The sequence below is a fragment of the Pseudomonas sp. 21LCFQ010 genome, from assembly GCF_024129905.1.
Lineage (GTDB): Bacteria > Pseudomonadota > Gammaproteobacteria > Pseudomonadales > Pseudomonadaceae > Aquipseudomonas.
In genome coordinates this window covers 69,430-84,163 of the sequence record NZ_JAMYDZ010000002.1, presented here as the reverse complement: position 1 = coordinate 84,163, position 14,734 = coordinate 69,430, and the positions used below count along the sequence as shown (strand labels likewise).

Sequence of the window (14,734 nt, the reverse complement as noted above, 5' to 3'; positions counted from 1 at the left end):
TGAACATCAAGGCCGGAACATTCCGGTGCCTGCGTGATTGCTATATCATTGGCTCAATGAAACGAAAGTTACAAGGGATTCCCGTGAATCAGTTAGACGAACGCCTGCGCAGCCAGTACTCGCACCTCACCCCTCAAGAGCAACGTCTCGCTGATTTCATGCTCGACCATTACGACGACCTGGTCAGCTACAACAGCGCCGAGCTGGCGCGGCTGACCGGGGTGTCGAAGGCCACCGTCAGCCGTCTGTTCAAGCGCCTGGGCTACGACAAGTACAAGGACATGCGCGACGAACAGCGCACCTTGCGGCAGACCGGCATGCCGGTGACCGACAACCGCGACGTGGTGCAGGGCAATACCTTGCTGGCGCGGCACTACAAGCAGGAAATGGCCAACCTGACCCAGTGGGTCAATGCGATTGACGGGCCAACCTTCACCGAGGTGGTGCACGCGCTGGGCAGTTGCCGACGGGTATTGATCGTCGGTCTGCGCAATGCTTATCCGGCCGCCCTGCACCTGCGCCAGCAACTGTTGCAGATTCGTCCCGGGGTGCAGATCCTGCCGCAGACCGGCCAGACCCTGGCCGAGGAACTGGTCGATGTTGCGGCCGACGATCTGGTGGTGGTGCTGGCTTTCCGTCGGCGGCCACGGATCATTCGTCCGCTGTTGCTGGCATTGCAGACGCAGCAGGTGCCGACCCTGGTGATTTGCGAGCCCCAGGCTCAAGCAGTGATTGAACTGGGGCGCTGGCATCTGTGCACGCCACTGGACAGCGTTTCAGCGTTCGATAGCTACGCCGGGGCCAACAGCCTGATCAACCTGCTGGTCAATGCCGTGCTGCACGAACAGCTGAGCGAAGGCCGCCAGCGCATTCACCAGATCGCCGCGCTGTACGGCGAGCTGGATGAGCTGGAACAACGCTGATGCACCCTAAAAGGGCAAAAAAGATCTGCAAGGCGCTCTTTTAGCGCCTTTTTTTATACCATCGACTCGGCTGCCCGCCTATCGTCACCCCCGAAACTCAAGCTAATGCCTTACATGTCCAGCGACAGGGAAAAAGTTTCGGTCATGAAACAAACTGGCACACACGTTGCAAAAACAAAAATAACGAATCTTTTGTTTCACAACCGAAGCGGATGGGGTGCCGAGTATGAAAAAGACGTTGATCGCGATTCTGGCGGGTGCGGCGCTGCTGTCTCAGGCGGCGGGTGTGCTGGCGGATCAGTTGCAGGACATCGAGAAGCGCGGCGTGATTCGCATCGCCGTACCGCAGGATTTTCCGCCATTCGGTTCGGTCGGCACCGATTTGCAGCCGCAGGGTTATGACATTGACATGGCCAAGTACGTGGCCAAGCAGATGAAACTAAAGTTGCAGCTCGTCCCGGTCACCAGCGCCAACCGCGTTCCTTACCTGCAAACCGACAAGGTCGACCTGGTGATCTCCAGCCTGGGCAAGAATGCCGAGCGTGAACAGGTGATTGATTTCAGCAAGGCCTATGCGCCGTTTTTCCTCGGTGTATTCGGTGCCAAGGACAGCACGCTGCAGGGTGCGGCCGAGTTGTCCGGGCAGTCGATCGGGGTGACCCGTGGTGCGGTGGAGGACATGGTGCTGACCGAAGTGGCACCGGCCGGCGCGCAGGTCAAGCGTTATGAAGACAACAACACCACGCTGTCGGCTTACCTGTCTGGCCAGGTGCAGTACGTGGCCACCGGCAACCTGGTGGTCGCGGCAATTACCCGGCAGAACGCCGACAAAGCACCGGTGGCCAAGTTCATGCTCAAGGATTCGCCGTGCTTCATCGGCCTGCGCAAGAACGAAACCGCGCTCAAGGACAAGGTCAACGCCCTGATCGAACAGGCCCACGCCGACGGCACGCTGAACAAGCTGTCCGAAGAGTGGCTCAAGGCACCACTGCCTGCCAATCTGGGCGCGTAAGGGCCTGGTGATGATTGCACAGCTTAATTTCTCTGCCCTGCTGCCCTACTGGCCGGAACTGCTGGCCGGCTTGTGGGTGACCATCCAGCTCACGGTGCTGGCCACCGTGGGCGGGGTCAGCCTGGGGATTCTCGGTGCGGCGCTGCGCAGTGGCCGGCCGGGGCTGGCCAGCCGCCTGTGGGGCTGCTACGTCGAACTGATTCGCAACACGCCGTTTGTGGTGCAGTTGTTCTTCATTGTCTTCGGCCTGCCGGCGCTGGGCCTGAAGCTGACTGCCGGCGAAGCCGCGCTGCTGGCGATGCTGATCAACCTGGGCGCCTACAGCACCGAGATCATCCGCGCCGGCATCCAGGTCACCCCGCGTGGCCAGTGGGAAGCCGGCCGGGTGCTGGGCCTGAGCCGTTCGCAAACGTTCTTGCGGGTGGTGCTGCCACCGTCGCTCAAGCGCATTTATCCGGCGCTGGTCAGCCAGTGCATCATCGTCATGCTCGGCTCATCGGTGGTTTCACAGGTGTCCCATGAAGAGCTGACCTTCGCCGCCAGCCTGATTCAGTCACGCACCTTCCTGAGTTTTGAGGTGTATCTGGTGACCGCGCTGATGTACCTGGCGCTGTCGATCGCCATGCGTCAGCTGTTGCTGGCAATCGGCCGCAAATGCTTTGGAGACCAGCCATGATGGGCACCTTTACCGACTGGGATATCCTGCGCAACCTGCTGTTGGCAGCGCGCTGGACGGTCCTGCTGTCGCTCACCGCGTTCATCGGCGGCACCCTGGTAGCCAGTGTGCTGGTGATGATGCGCCTGTCCGGGCAGCGCTGGCTGCATTGGCTGATTCGCGGCTATACCGAGCTGTTTCAGGGCACGCCGCTGCTGATGCAGTTGTTTCTGGCATTTTTCGGTGTCGCGTTGCTGGGCATCGATGTTTCACCCTGGACCGCCGCCTCGCTGGCCCTGACTTTCTACACCAGTGCCTTTCTGGTCGACATCTGGCACGGCAGCATTCGTGCCCTGCCCCGCGGCCAGTGGGAAGCCTGCCGCTGCCTGGGCCTGGACTTCGGCCAGACCCTGTACCGGGTGGTGCTGCCCCAGGCGCTGCGCATCGGCATCGCGCCCACCGTCGGCTTCGCCGTGCAGGTGGTCAAGGGCACCGCGCTGGCCTCGATCATCGGTTTTATCGAGCTGACCAAAGCCGGCACCATCCTCAACAACGTCACCTACCAACCGTTCAAGGTGTTCGGCCTGGTGGCGCTCGGTTATTTCCTGATGTGCTACCCGCTGTCGCGCTACAGCCAGTTCCTGGAGAAGAAATTCAATGCCGCTCATCACCATTGATCAGGTACAGAAGTACTACGGCGATAACCACGTGCTCAAGGGCGTGGACCTGGACATCGAGATCGGCGAAGTGGTGTCGATCATCGGCCGCAGCGGCTCGGGCAAAAGCACCCTGCTGCGCTGCATTAACGGCCTGGAGGGTTATCAGCAAGGCAGCATCAAACTGGCCGGCATGACCGTCACCGACCGTGACTCCCAGGCGCGGGAAATTGCCCGTTCGGTGGGCATGGTGTTTCAGAGCTTCAACCTGTTCCCGCACATGACGGCGCTGGAGAACGTGATGCTAGCGCCGCGCCGGGTGCTGAAAAAAAGCGAAGCCGAGTGCCGCGAACTGGCCGCGCAGATGCTGGAAAAGGTCGGTCTGGGTGAGCGTCTGGACTACTACCCCTCAAGCCTTTCCGGTGGTCAGCAACAGCGGGTGGCGATTGCCCGCGCCCTGGCCATGTCGCCCAAGGTACTGCTGTGCGACGAAATCACCTCGGCCCTCGACCCGGAACTGGTCGGTGAGGTACTGAAGGTTCTGGAGCAACTGGCCAAAGAAGGCATGACCCTGATTCTGGTCACCCACGAAATGAACTTCGCCCGCGAGGTCGGCGACCGGGTGGTGTTCATGCACCAGGGCAAAGTCTGGGAACAGGGCGACAGCCGCGAGCTGTTCGCCAACCCGCAGACCGCTGAATTCAAACAGTTTATTTCCTCGGTACGTGGTCTGAACTGAACCCCTCTTATAAATGTGTAGAAGATCGTCCCCATGAATACTGCCCTCTATTCACCGGTCAACCCGCCCCAACGCCTGCTCATGGGCCCCGGCCCGATCAACGCCGACCCGCGCGTGCTGCGCGCCATGTCCAGCCAGTTGGTCGGCCAGTACGACCCGGCCATGACCGGCTACATGAACGAGGTGATGGCGCTGTACCGCAGCGTGTTCGCCACCGCGAACCACTGGACGCTGCTGGTCGACGGCACCTCGCGGGCTGGCATCGAAGCGATTCTGGTGTCGGCGATCCGTCCCGGCGACAAGGTGCTGGTGCCGGTGTTTGGCCGCTTCGGCCACCTGCTGGTCGAGATCGCCCGCCGCTGCCGGGCCGAGGTGCATACCATCGAGGCACCATGGGGTGAAGTGTTCGAGCCGCAGCAGATCGAAGACGCGATCAAGCGGGTCAAGCCACGGCTGTTGTTGACGGTCCAGGGCGACACCTCGACCACCATGCTCCAGCCGCTGGAACAACTGGGCGAAATCTGCCGCCGCCACGATGTGCTGTTCTACACCGATGCCACCGCCTCACTGGGCGGCAATGTGCTGCAAAGCGACCTGTGGGGCCTGGATGCAGTCTCCGCCGGCTTGCAGAAATGCCTGGGCGGGCCGTCGGGCACCGCGCCAATCACCTTGAGCGAACGCATGGAAGCGGTCATTCGCCGGCGCAAATGTGTCGAGGCTGGCATCCGCACGGCGGCGCATCAGGACGGCGACGACGAGATGATCTACTCCAATTATTTCGATCTGGGCATGATCCTCGATTACTGGGGGCCAGAGCGCCTCAACCACCACACCGAGGCCACCTCGGCGCTGTTCGCCGCCCGTGAATGCGCCCGGTTGATCGTCGAAGAGGGCCTGGAGGCCGGTATCGCCCGCCACAAACTGCACGGCGATGCCTTGCTCAAGGGCATTGAGGGCATGGGCCTTGCAACCTTCGGCAACCTTGAGCACAAGATGAACAACGTGCTCGGCGTGGTGATTCCCGAGGCCGTGCATGGCGAGCAGGTGCGCAAGCTGCTGCTGGAAGACTTCGGCATCGAGATCGGCACCTCGTTCGGGCCGCTGGCCGGCAAGATCTGGCGCATCGGCACCATGGGCTACAACGCCCGCAAAGACTGCGTCATGCAGACCTTGAGCGCCCTGGAAGCAGTGCTCAATCATCTGGGCGTACGCACCACCCAAGGCGCGGCCATGCAGGCCGCCTGGGATCATTACAGCGGCCAGCCAGCATGAGCCCGTTGCAGATCAACAACGATGCCGCTGCGCGGGTCATGGCGCGCTGCGACCAATTGGCGCTGATCAGCGAGTCGGCGCCGTCGCTGACCCGGGTGTACCTGTCGACCGAGCACTTGCAAGCCAACGCGCTGGTCGGCCAGTGGATGCGCGAGGCCGGCATGCGCGTCTGGCAGGACAGCGTCGGCAATATCTGTGGCCGCTATGAAGGCCAGACGCCTGACGCCAAAGCGGTGCTGCTCGGCTCGCATCTGGACACCGTACGCGATGCCGGGCGCTACGACGGCATGCTTGGGGTCATCACGGCCATTGAGGTGGTTCAGCACTTGCACCAGCACGCTGTACACCTGCCGAACGCCATCGAGATCGTCGGCTTTGCCGATGAAGAAGGCACCCGCTTTGGCATTACCCTGCTCGGCAGCCGCGCCTTGACCGGCAGCTGGCCCGCCGAATGGGTCGACAAGCCCGATGCCAACGGCATCAGCGTCGCCCAGGCCATGACCGAGGCTGGCCTGGACGCCAGCGCCATCGGCCAGGCGGCGCGCCACCAGTCAGAGATTGCCGCTTATCTTGAGCTGCATATCGAACAGGGACCGTGCCTGGAAGGTGAGCAACTGGCGCTCGGCGTGGTGACCGCAATCAATGGCGCAAGACGTCTGAACTGCGCCTTTACCGGCCACGCCGGGCATGCCGGCACGGTGCCGATGGCGCATCGCAAAGACGCTCTGGCGGCGGCGGCGCAATGGATGGTGTGGATCGAGGAGCATACCCGGCAAACCGGTCCGCAACTGGTGGCCACGGTCGGCACCCTGCAATGCCACCCCGGTGCGGTCAACGTCATCCCTGGCGAGGTGACCCTGACCCTGGATGTGCGCGGGCCGCAGGACGCGGCACTGGACGGCCTGCTGGAGCGGATTCTGCAACAGGGCCAGGCGATTGCCAGACAACGCGGCATTGCCTTCAGCGCCGAGACCTATTACTCGATTCCGGCCACCGACTGCGATGCGCAGCTGCAGGCTGCGCTGCAAGAAGTGCTGGTCAACGTCCAGGGCCGCAGCCTGGCACTGCCCAGCGGCGCCGGCCACGATGCCATCGCCATGGCAGAAAAATGGCCGGTGGGCATGCTGTTCGTGCGCTGCGCCGGTGGCATCAGCCACCACCCGGCCGAGTCAGTGACCCAGGCGGATGTCGGCCTGGCATTGCAAGCGCTCAGTCAGTGGGTGGCAGCGGTTGCCAGGGCGTAAAGGCGAATGGGCTTGCAGGATTCGCTCGTAGGAGCGGCTTTAGCCGCGAAGGCTTCCCGGCTAAAGCTGCTCGCCGCCCGGCCGGTCCTACGGGGTAATGCCGATCAGTTAAGGCGCATTTTTTCCTGCTTTAAAGGGTCATTAGTGGAGAACTGCCTGCACCGCTCTTTCGAGCAATGGAAAATCCCTAACCAAGTCGTCTGGACTGCAGGTTTCGCCCTGCTGGGCGACCCGATTTTGTCTTGGCTGCGCGCCCCGGGCAAACCAGGGAAAACCGCTTGCTCCTGGTTTGGGTCCGCCCTTCGGGCAGACTTCCCTCCGTCCGGCATCGATTCGGGGGCCGGCGCGATGGGCGTCCTGCCCAGCGCACCTGAAACCGACATCCAAGTCGGTTTCTCCCCCAAATCGACGCCTACCCTCGGCCTGCACCCAAGTCGCGTTCGGCAGCGTTTGTGCTATCTCGGATCGAAGATCAAAATCAACAGCAACGATGAGCCAATGTCTTTGTAGGAGCGACCTTGGTCGCGAAAGCTGTCTGTCAGACCTTAAAAATACTGCGTCTGGCCTGGCCCTTTCGCGAGCGAGCTCGCGCCTACCCAAGGTCCGTCGTGCCTGATTGAGCAGCCTTACTGCAACGATCAGTCCCCCCCGCCTCCGCCGCAGCCTCCACCGCCACAACCGCTGCTGTCACCGCTGCTGCTGTCGGTGCTGTCAGAACCATGGCTGCCGCCACCGCAGCCCGAACCGCTATCGGAGGAGCCATGGCCCAGGTCGCTGCCGCAATGCACCACGGTCGCGTTGGTATCGTTGCCGGCGCGGCGCATCCCGCTACAGTCCAGGGCATAGACAAAACCACCGGCAATTGCCAGTTTGGCGTCAAGCGCAAACAGCAGCGGCAGGCGCAAGGCTGAGCGTGGGTTGATGTTTTCTTCGTGGCAGGCGTACCACCAGGTACGGCGCAGACCGGCGTCACTCTGCGCAGCAGCCTTTGCCCCCAACGCCGCTGCCGGGGTGTGATGAAAGAAACGGCCAAAGGCCTTGTGGCAGAACTCTTCGTAGGCACGGGTGTGGAGGATGAACTCATGCCACAGGTCATCGACCACCTGAGACGGCATCGACACGTAGCGGTAGCCACTCTTGTGATACGCGAGGAAAAACTGCCGCAAGCCTTGGGCAACCAGTTGGCAATCCTTGATCTGCAAATGCGGATGCTGCTGGCGCAAGGCATCGAATAAACCACCCGGCAACACATAATCGCGAATCACCCGCTCACGGCGCAGGCTGCGCATCCCCCGCAGGTGACCGCGTCCGCGCCACAGCGCCACCACGCACATAACCGCGCCCACCACCAGCCACACATAGTCCATGGCAACACTCCTGGTCAGAAAACGCCGACAGGTTACCACCGCCGATGGTTGCGTAGCCCACACGGTAGTTGTACGATGACTGCTGACCTACAGTGATACCGGTGCAGGCATGTGTGCAGACTGCCAGCTCCACCCCACTCCATCAGCCATTCGGCAACCCTCAGGGTCAAAACAACAGGAGATACCGATGTCCACCCTTCTCGGCCATAACTTCATCGGCGGCGCCCGCAGCGCCTTGGGTCAGAGCCAGCACCAGAGCCTGGACGCGACCACCGGTGAAGCCCTGCCTTACAGCTTTGTCCAGGCCACCGATGGCGAAATCGATGCCGCCGCCCAGGCAGCCAAGGCCGCCTTTCCCGAGTTCCGTCAACTGAGTCCGGCCCGCCGCGCCGAATTCCTCGACGCCATCGCTGATGAGCTGGACCAGTTGGGCGACGACTTCGTGGCCATCGTTTGCCAGGAAACCGCTCTGCCGCAAGCCCGTATCCAGGGTGAGCGCGGTCGTACCAGCGGCCAGATGCGTTTGTTCGCCCAGATCCTGCGCCGTGGCGACTACCTGGGTGCGCGCATCGACCTGCCGCTGCCAGACCGCAAGCCGCTGCCACGCGTGGACCTGCGTCAATACCGCATCGGCGTCGGCCCGGTGGCAGTATTCGGCGCCAGCAACTTCCCGCTGGCCTTCTCCACCGCCGGCGGTGACACCGCTGCGGCACTGGCTGCCGGTTGCCCGGTGGTGTTCAAAGCGCACAGCGGCCACATGGCCACTGCCGACCTGGTTGGCCAGGCGATCATCCGCGCCGCCGAGCGTACCGGCATGCCTAAAGGCGTGTTCAACATGATCTTCGGTAACGGCGTAGGCGAAGGTCTGGTCAAGCACCCGGCCATTCAGGCGGTAGGCTTCACCGGTTCCCTGGGCGGCGGTAATGCGCTGTGCAAAATGGCCGCCGAGCGCCCGCAGCCGATCCCGGTGTTCGCCGAAATGTCGAGCATCAACCCGGTGATCATCCTGCCGCAGGCGCTGGACGCCCGCAGCGAAACCATCGCCAAGGACCTGGCTGCTTCGGTCGCGATGGGTGGCGGTCAGTTCTGCACCAACCCGGGCCTGGTCATCGGCCTGCGCTCGCCGGCCTTCACCGCCTTCCTGGAGCAACTGGCCGGTCAGATCGACGGCCAGGGTCCACAGACCCTGCTCAACGCTGGCGGTCTGCGCAGCTACAGCAAGGGCGTCGAGCACCTGCTGGCGCATTCGGGCGTCACGCACCTGGCGGGCAAGGTTCAGGACGGCAAGCAGGCTCAGTCGCAACTGTTCAAGGCTGACGTCAGCCTGCTGCTGAACGGCGATGAGTTGCTGCAGGAAGAAGTGTTCGGTCCAACCACCATCGCCATCGAAGTGGCCGATGATGCCGAACTGCAAAACGCGCTGCTGGCCCTGCGTGGTCAGTTGACCGCAACACTGATCGGTGAGCCGGCTGACCTGTCGGGCTACCAGTGGCTGCTGCCGTTGCTGGAAGACAAGGTTGGCCGGATTCTGGTCAATGGCTACCCGACCGGTGTTGAAGTCTGCGACGCCATGGTTCACGGTGGTCCGTACCCGGCGACGTCCGATTCGCGCGGCACCTCGGTGGGTACGCTGGCGATCGACCGCTTCCTGCGTCCGGTCTGCTACCAGAACCACGCTGACGCCCTGCTGCCGCCTGCGCTGCAGAACGCCAACCCGCTGGGCCTGCGTCGCCTGGTCAATGGCGAGTGGAGCGACCAGCCTATCGCTTGATAAGGCCGGGTGACAAAACAAAGGCGTGATCCGTGAGGGTCACGCCTTTTTTGTTGAGTGGCGTTTCAGGGAGCGATTGCAGGAGCGGCTTTAGCCATTCAATAACGATCTGATTTGTGCATGGCTTTTTTTCTTACGCCACCGCCCCTGCGCCGAGCAACAAGGCGAAACTTGCCGTCCGGACAACACGATGAAAGAGTTGAGTTCTTCGCGGCTAAAGCCGCTCCTACGGCATCGCTCCGGGGTGAGTTGCAGGCGCTCGGCCACCGGCCGGGGGCGTATTCGACGTCGAGAATTCTGGCGCGCAGCAGTTCGCGCAGTTGTGAGTGCAGCGGCACACTGGAAAGCGGCAGGAGGACCTTGTTGTCTTGCATCGCGAGATCACTTGTCGTAACGAGTCCCACAGCGACGGAAATACCGTTTGAGCATATGGTTAGAAGCCATCTCTGAGGACGCCGGAACAGAGACCTTCAAGGTCGCTGCTCCATGCGTCTGGCTCAGTGCAGCAGCCTCCGGTCAGTCAGGTGCGGTGGCGCTGAGCGGCACACTCAACGGCAACCCGAACAGCAGCACGTCGGCCCGCTGCTCCCCGAAACGGGCAATGTTGGGCAGCCGTGCCCACAGGGTGGCACCGATGGCAGTGACGATGCGCTGGCTCGGCACGTTGGCCGCCATGATCCAGGCCACCAGATTTTCAAGCCCCGCCTGGCGGCCGAGGGCCACCGCACCGCGCCCCAGTGCCACGCCGATGCCACTGCCGTAGTGGTCGCGCCTGACGTAGATCGCCGCTTCACCGGTCTGGTAGCAGGCCTGGGTGCCCCAGCTGAAGCGGTTGATCGACAGCCAGCCCAGCACTTCGCCGCGCCGCTCAAAGACATACACCGGCAAACCGTCACGCTTGTAGAGGTTGATGTAGAACGTGACCTCTTCAAGGGTCATGGGCCGCACCACCGGCGAGTTGGCGCCGCTGGCGGCGGTTTCGTTGAAGATCTGCATCATCGCCGGCAGGTCGCTGTCACGTGATTCACGCAAACCTTTGGCCAGACGTGGCATGGCCGCTGCGTCGACAAAACTGTTCATCAGTGCATCCTCCGCGCATAAACCGAATGTTTGAGTTGCCCGCGCGCCCGTGCCAGGCGTGAGCGCACCGTGCCGATCGGCACCGCCAGGTGGCGGGCGGCGTCCTGATAGCTGATGTCCGAGTCGACCACCAGCTGGATCACCGTGCGCATGTCGGTGGACAGCTCATCAATGGCTTGCAGGGTGCGACCGAGGATGCGCTGATGGTCACTGACCTGGCTGGGGTCGTGGCCCTGCTCCAGGTGTTCCAGGTCCAGATCCGTCAGTTCCGTGGGCTGCGGCTGGTTGTAGAGGGTTTTGAAGTGGTTCCTGACCAGGTTTGCGGCAATGCCGAACAGCCATGTCTCGGGCCGGGAATGGCCCTGGTATTTGTGCTGATTGCGCCAGGCTTCCAGGTAGGTCATCTGCATCAGGTCATCGACATCGGCCTGGTTGAACACCCGCTTGCTGATGAACCCGCGCAGTTTCTTGGCGCTGTTTCTGGCCAGCCCTGCCACATCCACCGCGATGACCCCGATGACCTTTGCTTCACACATCTCGTTGTTGGCTTGCACGCTTGTATCCCTCATCCGTTAGACGGTTGCCGTTAGTGGCCCCAGAGGGAGAGCAGCGAACGTACCAGCTTTTATAAATTTTCAACTTGTTGATTTTTAAGGAAATAAACCTCGATAAAACAGCGTTTTGTGCCATTTGTGGCATTGCTGATACAAAACCGCGTGCCAGTTGTTGCACGACTTTCCTGGCCGCCGACCGGGGAACCCTTTGCTGTGTTGTGCCACTCAAGGCACATCCCTTTCTGGCGATAGCGCAGCCCATGAAAATCAACTCCTTTAGCGACCCCCGGCCCGACCTGGACCTGATTGCGCGGCCCGCGCCCGCAGAAGTGCGCACCCCGACGCTGCGCAATCCGCTGTTCGACTCCATGGAAGAAGTGGCGCTGAAATTCACCGAAAGCGTCGAGCGCCACAGCAAGTCGCTGGACGAGCGTCAGGTGCGCGAAAGCAGCACCGCCCAGCGTGTCGAACGGGTCGAAAAACTCACCCAGCTGTACCGCCTGCTCGACAACGCCGAACAGCCGGCCCTGGAACAACTGGCGCGGCGCATGCAGATCCAGATGCAGCAGCAGGCCGCGCTGGGCGGCATCCTGAATCTGGCCGATAACGACCCGACCCGGGCCGACCTGGCCCTGCAGCAGGCGGTGCGCATGGCCGCCGCCGAGGGCCGCCAGTCGCTGGCCGACCAGGCCCATGGGCTGCTCGACGAGTTGCGTCAAACCCACGGCGACAAGATTCGCGCCGGGCTCAACACCGCCAGTGCCATCGCCCTGTTCAGCAGCGATCCGGAACAACGCAGCGCCATGCGCCAGCTCTACTACGCCGCCATCGTCGCCCAGCAGCCGCTGGCCGCGCTGCTCGAAGCGCTGCTGGAGCGCTTCAACGAGGAACAGTTCAGCCGTGGCCTGCGCACCTTGCAGCGCGCCCTGGCCGATGACATCGCCGCCCTGGCTCCATCAATACCCGGCCCGGTGTTGCGCTCGATGCTGCGCGGGCTGGGTGCCGGCGGGCAGATCAACAACCTGCTCAAGAGCTGCCTGGCGCTGCTCGAACGCCTGGCGCACAAGAACCCCGGCAGCAGCATGACGGCGCTGGGCATGAGCAAGCGGGTGCTGCGCTTTTGTGCCAACGGCTTCTTCGCCCGTGACCTGACCCTGCTGGCCGAAGACACCCTGGGTCGTCAGCCTGAGCTGCAACCGGTGTTTTTCAACAGCCTGTACCCCTTGCTCCAGACCCTGCCGCTGGCAATCTGGAAAGACCTCAAGACCCGCCAGAACGGCCTGCGCCTGCTGATGGGCCTGATGGAGGAACTGGCCCGTCATGAACGCAAGGCGCTGGGCCTGGACGAAACCGCGAGGGTCGTGCAATGAGCTGGCTGATCCAGGCACTCAATCGGCTGGCCCTGGCGTTGACCGGGCGCAGCGAAATCATTGGTGCGGTGATGGTCATGGCCATCGTGTTCATGATGATCCTGCCCTTGCCCACCGCGCTGGTGGACGTGCTGATCGCCCTGAACATCTGCGTTTCGTCACTGTTGATCGTGCTGGCCATGTACCTGCCCAGGCCGCTGGCGTTCTCGACCTTTCCGGCGGTACTGCTGCTGACCACCATGTTCCGGTTGTCGCTGTCGATCGCTACCACCCGGCTGATCCTGTTGCAACAGGACGCCGGGCATATCGTCGAGGCGTTCGGCAGCTTCGTGGTCGGCGGCAACCTGGCAGTCGGCCTGGTGATTTTCCTGATCCTGACCATCGTCAACTTCCTGGTCATCACCAAGGGTTCAGAACGGGTCGCGGAAGTGGCAGCGCGCTTTACCCTCGATGCCATGCCGGGCAAGCAGATGTCGATCGACAGCGATTTGCGCGCCAACCTGATCACCGTGCGCGAGGCGCGTCAGCGCCGCGAAGAGCTGTCCAAGGAAAGCCAGCTGTTCGGCGCCATGGACGGCGCGATGAAGTTCGTCAAGGGCGACGCCATTGCCGGCCTGGTGATCGTGTTCATCAACCTGATTGGCGGTTTTTCCATTGGCGTGCTGCAAAACGGCATGGAAGCCGGTGCGGCCATGCACCTGTATTCGGTCCTGACCATCGGTGACGGCCTGATCGCACAGATTCCCGCGCTGCTGATCTCGCTGACCGCCGGCATGATCATCACTCGGGTCGCGCCCGACAACCAGAGCGCCGATATCAACATCGGCCATGAAATTGCCGACCAGTTGACCAGCCAGCCCAAAGCCTGGGTGATTTCCTCGCTGGGCATGCTCGGCTTTGCCGCCATCCCCGGCATGCCCACCGGGGTCTTTGTGTGCATCAGCCTGGTGTGCCTGTCCAGCGGCCTGTACCAGCTTTGGCGGGCCCGCCAGCGGCAGACGCAACAGGACAACCTCAACGCCGCCGGGCAGAGCGCGCCGGAACTCAATGGCCGCGATGACATTCGCCGCTTCAACCCCTCGCGGGCCTACCTGCTGCAGTTCAACCCGGCCCGCCAGGACAGTGCCGAGACCGACGCGCTGTTGCAGGCGATCCGCCAGCGGCGCAACTCGCTGGTCCATAACTACGGCCTGACCCTGCCGTCGTTCGATATCGAGTTCACCGACCGCTGCGCAGACGACGAGTTTCGCTTCTGCGTGTATGAAGTACCGGTGATCCGTGCCACCTGCTTCAGTCCCCGCCTGGCGGTGGAGCAGCATTACCAGCACCAGGCCCGCGACGCCGAACCGGGCCAGCCCGAGCGCGACGAGCAACAGTGGATCTGGCTGGCGGCCGATGACCCGCTGCTGAGCGACAGCGAGATCAGCCGCTTCAGCGCCCAAGAGTTAATCGTCGAGCGCATGCAGCGCGCCTTTCAGGCCACCGGGCCGCAGTTCATCGGCCTGCAGGAAAGCAAGGCGATCCTTGGCTGGCTGGAAAGCGAACAGCCCGAGCTTGCCCAGGAGCTGCAACGCACCCTGCCACTGGCGCGCTTCGCCGCCATCTTGCAGCGCCTGTCGGCCGAACTGGTGTCGCTGCGCTCGGTACGACCGATTGCCGAAACGCTGATCGAGCAAGGCCAGCATGAGCGTGACCTCAATGCCCTGACCGACCATGTGCGCATCGCCCTCAAGGCGCAGATCTGCCATCAGCACAGCGAAAACAACACCCTGCACACCTGGCTGATGACCCCGGAAACCGAGGTACTGCTGCGCGATGCGCTGCGCCAGACCCAGAACGAATCGTACTTTGCCCTGGACCCGGAGCTGGGCGGTGCGCTGCTCGAACAACTGCGCCAGGCCTTTACCCTGCAAGCCCGGCCAAGGCCGGTGCTGCTGGTCGCCCAGGACCTGCGCAGCCCGCTGCGCAGCCTGCTCAACGAAGAATTCAACCATGTCCCGGTACTGTCTTTCGCCGAACTGCTGTCAACGGTGCAAGTGCAGGTGCTGGGGCGTCTCGATCTGGAAGAAGCACAGGTCCTGATGGCCTGAT

Annotated in this window: 15 protein-coding genes and 1 pseudogene; 11 read left to right on the top strand and 5 right to left on the bottom strand. The window is 62.7% G+C overall.

The window, feature by feature from the left end; all coding sequences use genetic code 11:
• Positions 1 to 83 precede the first annotated feature (83 nt).
• From NJC38_RS03180 to NJC38_RS03145, 8 genes are all read left to right on the top strand, one after another.
• A complete protein-coding gene (locus NJC38_RS03180) occupies positions 84 to 923 on the top strand; it encodes a MurR/RpiR family transcriptional regulator (protein WP_253111479.1) in 840 nt (279 codons plus the stop codon).
• A gap of 226 nt (positions 924 to 1,149) precedes the next feature.
• Complete coding sequence (locus NJC38_RS03175; protein ID WP_045492763.1) at positions 1,150 to 1,935, top strand: transporter substrate-binding domain-containing protein; 786 nt, start codon at positions 1,150 to 1,152, stop codon at positions 1,933 to 1,935.
• A 10-nt stretch (positions 1,936 to 1,945) separates the two neighbouring features.
• The gene (locus tag NJC38_RS03170) at positions 1,946 to 2,611 is read left to right on the top strand and encodes an amino acid ABC transporter permease (protein WP_045492766.1); all 666 of its coding nucleotides are present in this window, start codon (positions 1,946 to 1,948) and stop codon (positions 2,609 to 2,611) included.
• Positions 2,611 to 3,267, top strand: coding sequence for an amino acid ABC transporter permease (locus tag NJC38_RS03165; RefSeq protein WP_045495024.1), 657 nt, complete (start codon positions 2,611 to 2,613; stop codon positions 3,265 to 3,267). The genes NJC38_RS03170 and NJC38_RS03165 overlap by 1 nt, the downstream gene beginning before the upstream one ends.
• Positions 3,248 to 3,985, top strand: coding sequence for an amino acid ABC transporter ATP-binding protein (locus NJC38_RS03160; RefSeq protein ID WP_045492769.1), 738 nt, complete (start codon positions 3,248 to 3,250; stop codon positions 3,983 to 3,985). Before NJC38_RS03165 ends, NJC38_RS03160 begins: the two co-directional genes overlap by 20 nt.
• A 33-nt stretch (positions 3,986 to 4,018) precedes the next feature.
• Positions 4,019 to 5,257 (top strand): alanine--glyoxylate aminotransferase family protein, encoded by a 1,239-nt coding sequence (locus NJC38_RS03155; RefSeq protein ID WP_253111477.1) that lies wholly within the window; start codon positions 4,019 to 4,021, stop codon positions 5,255 to 5,257.
• A complete protein-coding gene (gene hpxK, locus NJC38_RS03150) occupies positions 5,254 to 6,501 on the top strand; it encodes an allantoate amidohydrolase (protein ID WP_253111475.1) in 1,248 nt (415 codons plus the stop codon). Before NJC38_RS03155 ends, hpxK begins: the two co-directional genes overlap by 4 nt.
• Before the next feature lie 12 nt (positions 6,502 to 6,513).
• Complete coding sequence (locus NJC38_RS03145) at positions 6,514 to 7,011, top strand: hypothetical protein (RefSeq protein WP_253111473.1); 498 nt, start codon at positions 6,514 to 6,516, stop codon at positions 7,009 to 7,011.
• Positions 7,012 to 7,139: 128 nt separating this feature from the next.
• Here NJC38_RS03145 and NJC38_RS03140 read toward each other — a convergent pair whose 3' ends face one another.
• Positions 7,140 to 7,868, bottom strand: coding sequence for a hypothetical protein (locus tag NJC38_RS03140; RefSeq protein WP_253111471.1), 729 nt, complete (start codon positions 7,866 to 7,868; stop codon positions 7,140 to 7,142).
• A 187-nt stretch (positions 7,869 to 8,055) separates the two neighbouring features.
• On the opposite strand from NJC38_RS03140, the gene NJC38_RS03135 reads away from it, so the two are divergent.
• Positions 8,056 to 9,639, top strand: coding sequence for an aldehyde dehydrogenase (NADP(+)) (locus tag NJC38_RS03135; RefSeq protein ID WP_253111469.1), 1,584 nt, complete (start codon positions 8,056 to 8,058; stop codon positions 9,637 to 9,639).
• Between the two features lie 278 nt (positions 9,640 to 9,917).
• Here the strand turns inward: NJC38_RS03135 and NJC38_RS03130 are convergent.
• The 4 genes and pseudogenes from NJC38_RS03130 to NJC38_RS03115 all read right to left on the bottom strand — a co-directional run.
• A pseudogene (locus NJC38_RS03130) lies at positions 9,918 to 10,013 on the bottom strand (GntR family transcriptional regulator); the annotation flags it as partial.
• Between the two features lie 142 nt (positions 10,014 to 10,155).
• Complete coding sequence (locus NJC38_RS03125) at positions 10,156 to 10,719, bottom strand: GNAT family N-acetyltransferase (protein ID WP_045493011.1); 564 nt, start codon at positions 10,717 to 10,719, stop codon at positions 10,156 to 10,158.
• The gene (locus NJC38_RS03120) at positions 10,719 to 11,273 is read right to left on the bottom strand and encodes a sigma-70 family RNA polymerase sigma factor (protein ID WP_231906532.1); all 555 of its coding nucleotides are present in this window, start codon (positions 11,271 to 11,273) and stop codon (positions 10,719 to 10,721) included. The genes NJC38_RS03125 and NJC38_RS03120 overlap by 1 nt, the downstream gene beginning before the upstream one ends.
• Positions 11,248 to 11,451 (bottom strand): hypothetical protein, encoded by a 204-nt coding sequence (locus NJC38_RS03115; protein WP_253111467.1) that lies wholly within the window; start codon positions 11,449 to 11,451, stop codon positions 11,248 to 11,250. Before NJC38_RS03115 ends, NJC38_RS03120 begins: the two co-directional genes overlap by 26 nt.
• Positions 11,452 to 11,533: 82 nt before the next feature.
• On the opposite strand from NJC38_RS03115, the gene sctW reads away from it, so the two are divergent.
• Together sctW and sctV are read left to right on the top strand one after the other, a co-directional pair.
• A complete protein-coding gene (sctW, locus tag NJC38_RS03110; RefSeq protein ID WP_253111465.1) occupies positions 11,534 to 12,643 on the top strand; it encodes a type III secretion system gatekeeper subunit SctW in 1,110 nt (369 codons plus the stop codon).
• A complete protein-coding gene (gene sctV / locus NJC38_RS03105; protein WP_045493017.1) occupies positions 12,640 to 14,733 on the top strand; it encodes a type III secretion system export apparatus subunit SctV in 2,094 nt (697 codons plus the stop codon). Before sctW ends, sctV begins: the two co-directional genes overlap by 4 nt.
• Position 14,734 lies beyond the last annotated feature (1 nt).

Coding starts and splice junctions, on each gene's coding strand:
- NJC38_RS03170 (WP_045492766.1), top strand. CDS start 1,946: ATGATTGCACAGCTTAATTTCTCTGCCCTGCTGCCCTACTGGCCGGAA.
- sctW (WP_253111465.1), top strand. CDS start 11,534: ATGAAAATCAACTCCTTTAGCGACCCCCGGCCCGACCTGGACCTGATT.
- NJC38_RS03135 (WP_253111469.1), top strand. CDS start 8,056: ATGTCCACCCTTCTCGGCCATAACTTCATCGGCGGCGCCCGCAGCGCC.
- NJC38_RS03165 (WP_045495024.1), top strand. CDS start 2,611: ATGGGCACCTTTACCGACTGGGATATCCTGCGCAACCTGCTGTTGGCA.
- NJC38_RS03155 (WP_253111477.1), top strand. CDS start 4,019: ATGAATACTGCCCTCTATTCACCGGTCAACCCGCCCCAACGCCTGCTC.
- hpxK (WP_253111475.1), top strand. CDS start 5,254: ATGAGCCCGTTGCAGATCAACAACGATGCCGCTGCGCGGGTCATGGCG.
- NJC38_RS03175 (WP_045492763.1), top strand. CDS start 1,150: ATGAAAAAGACGTTGATCGCGATTCTGGCGGGTGCGGCGCTGCTGTCT.
- NJC38_RS03140 (WP_253111471.1), bottom strand. CDS start 7,868: ATGGACTATGTGTGGCTGGTGGTGGGCGCGGTTATGTGCGTGGTGGCG.
- NJC38_RS03160 (WP_045492769.1), top strand. CDS start 3,248: ATGCCGCTCATCACCATTGATCAGGTACAGAAGTACTACGGCGATAAC.
- NJC38_RS03125 (WP_045493011.1), bottom strand. CDS start 10,719: ATGAACAGTTTTGTCGACGCAGCGGCCATGCCACGTCTGGCCAAAGGT.
- sctV (WP_045493017.1), top strand. CDS start 12,640: ATGAGCTGGCTGATCCAGGCACTCAATCGGCTGGCCCTGGCGTTGACC.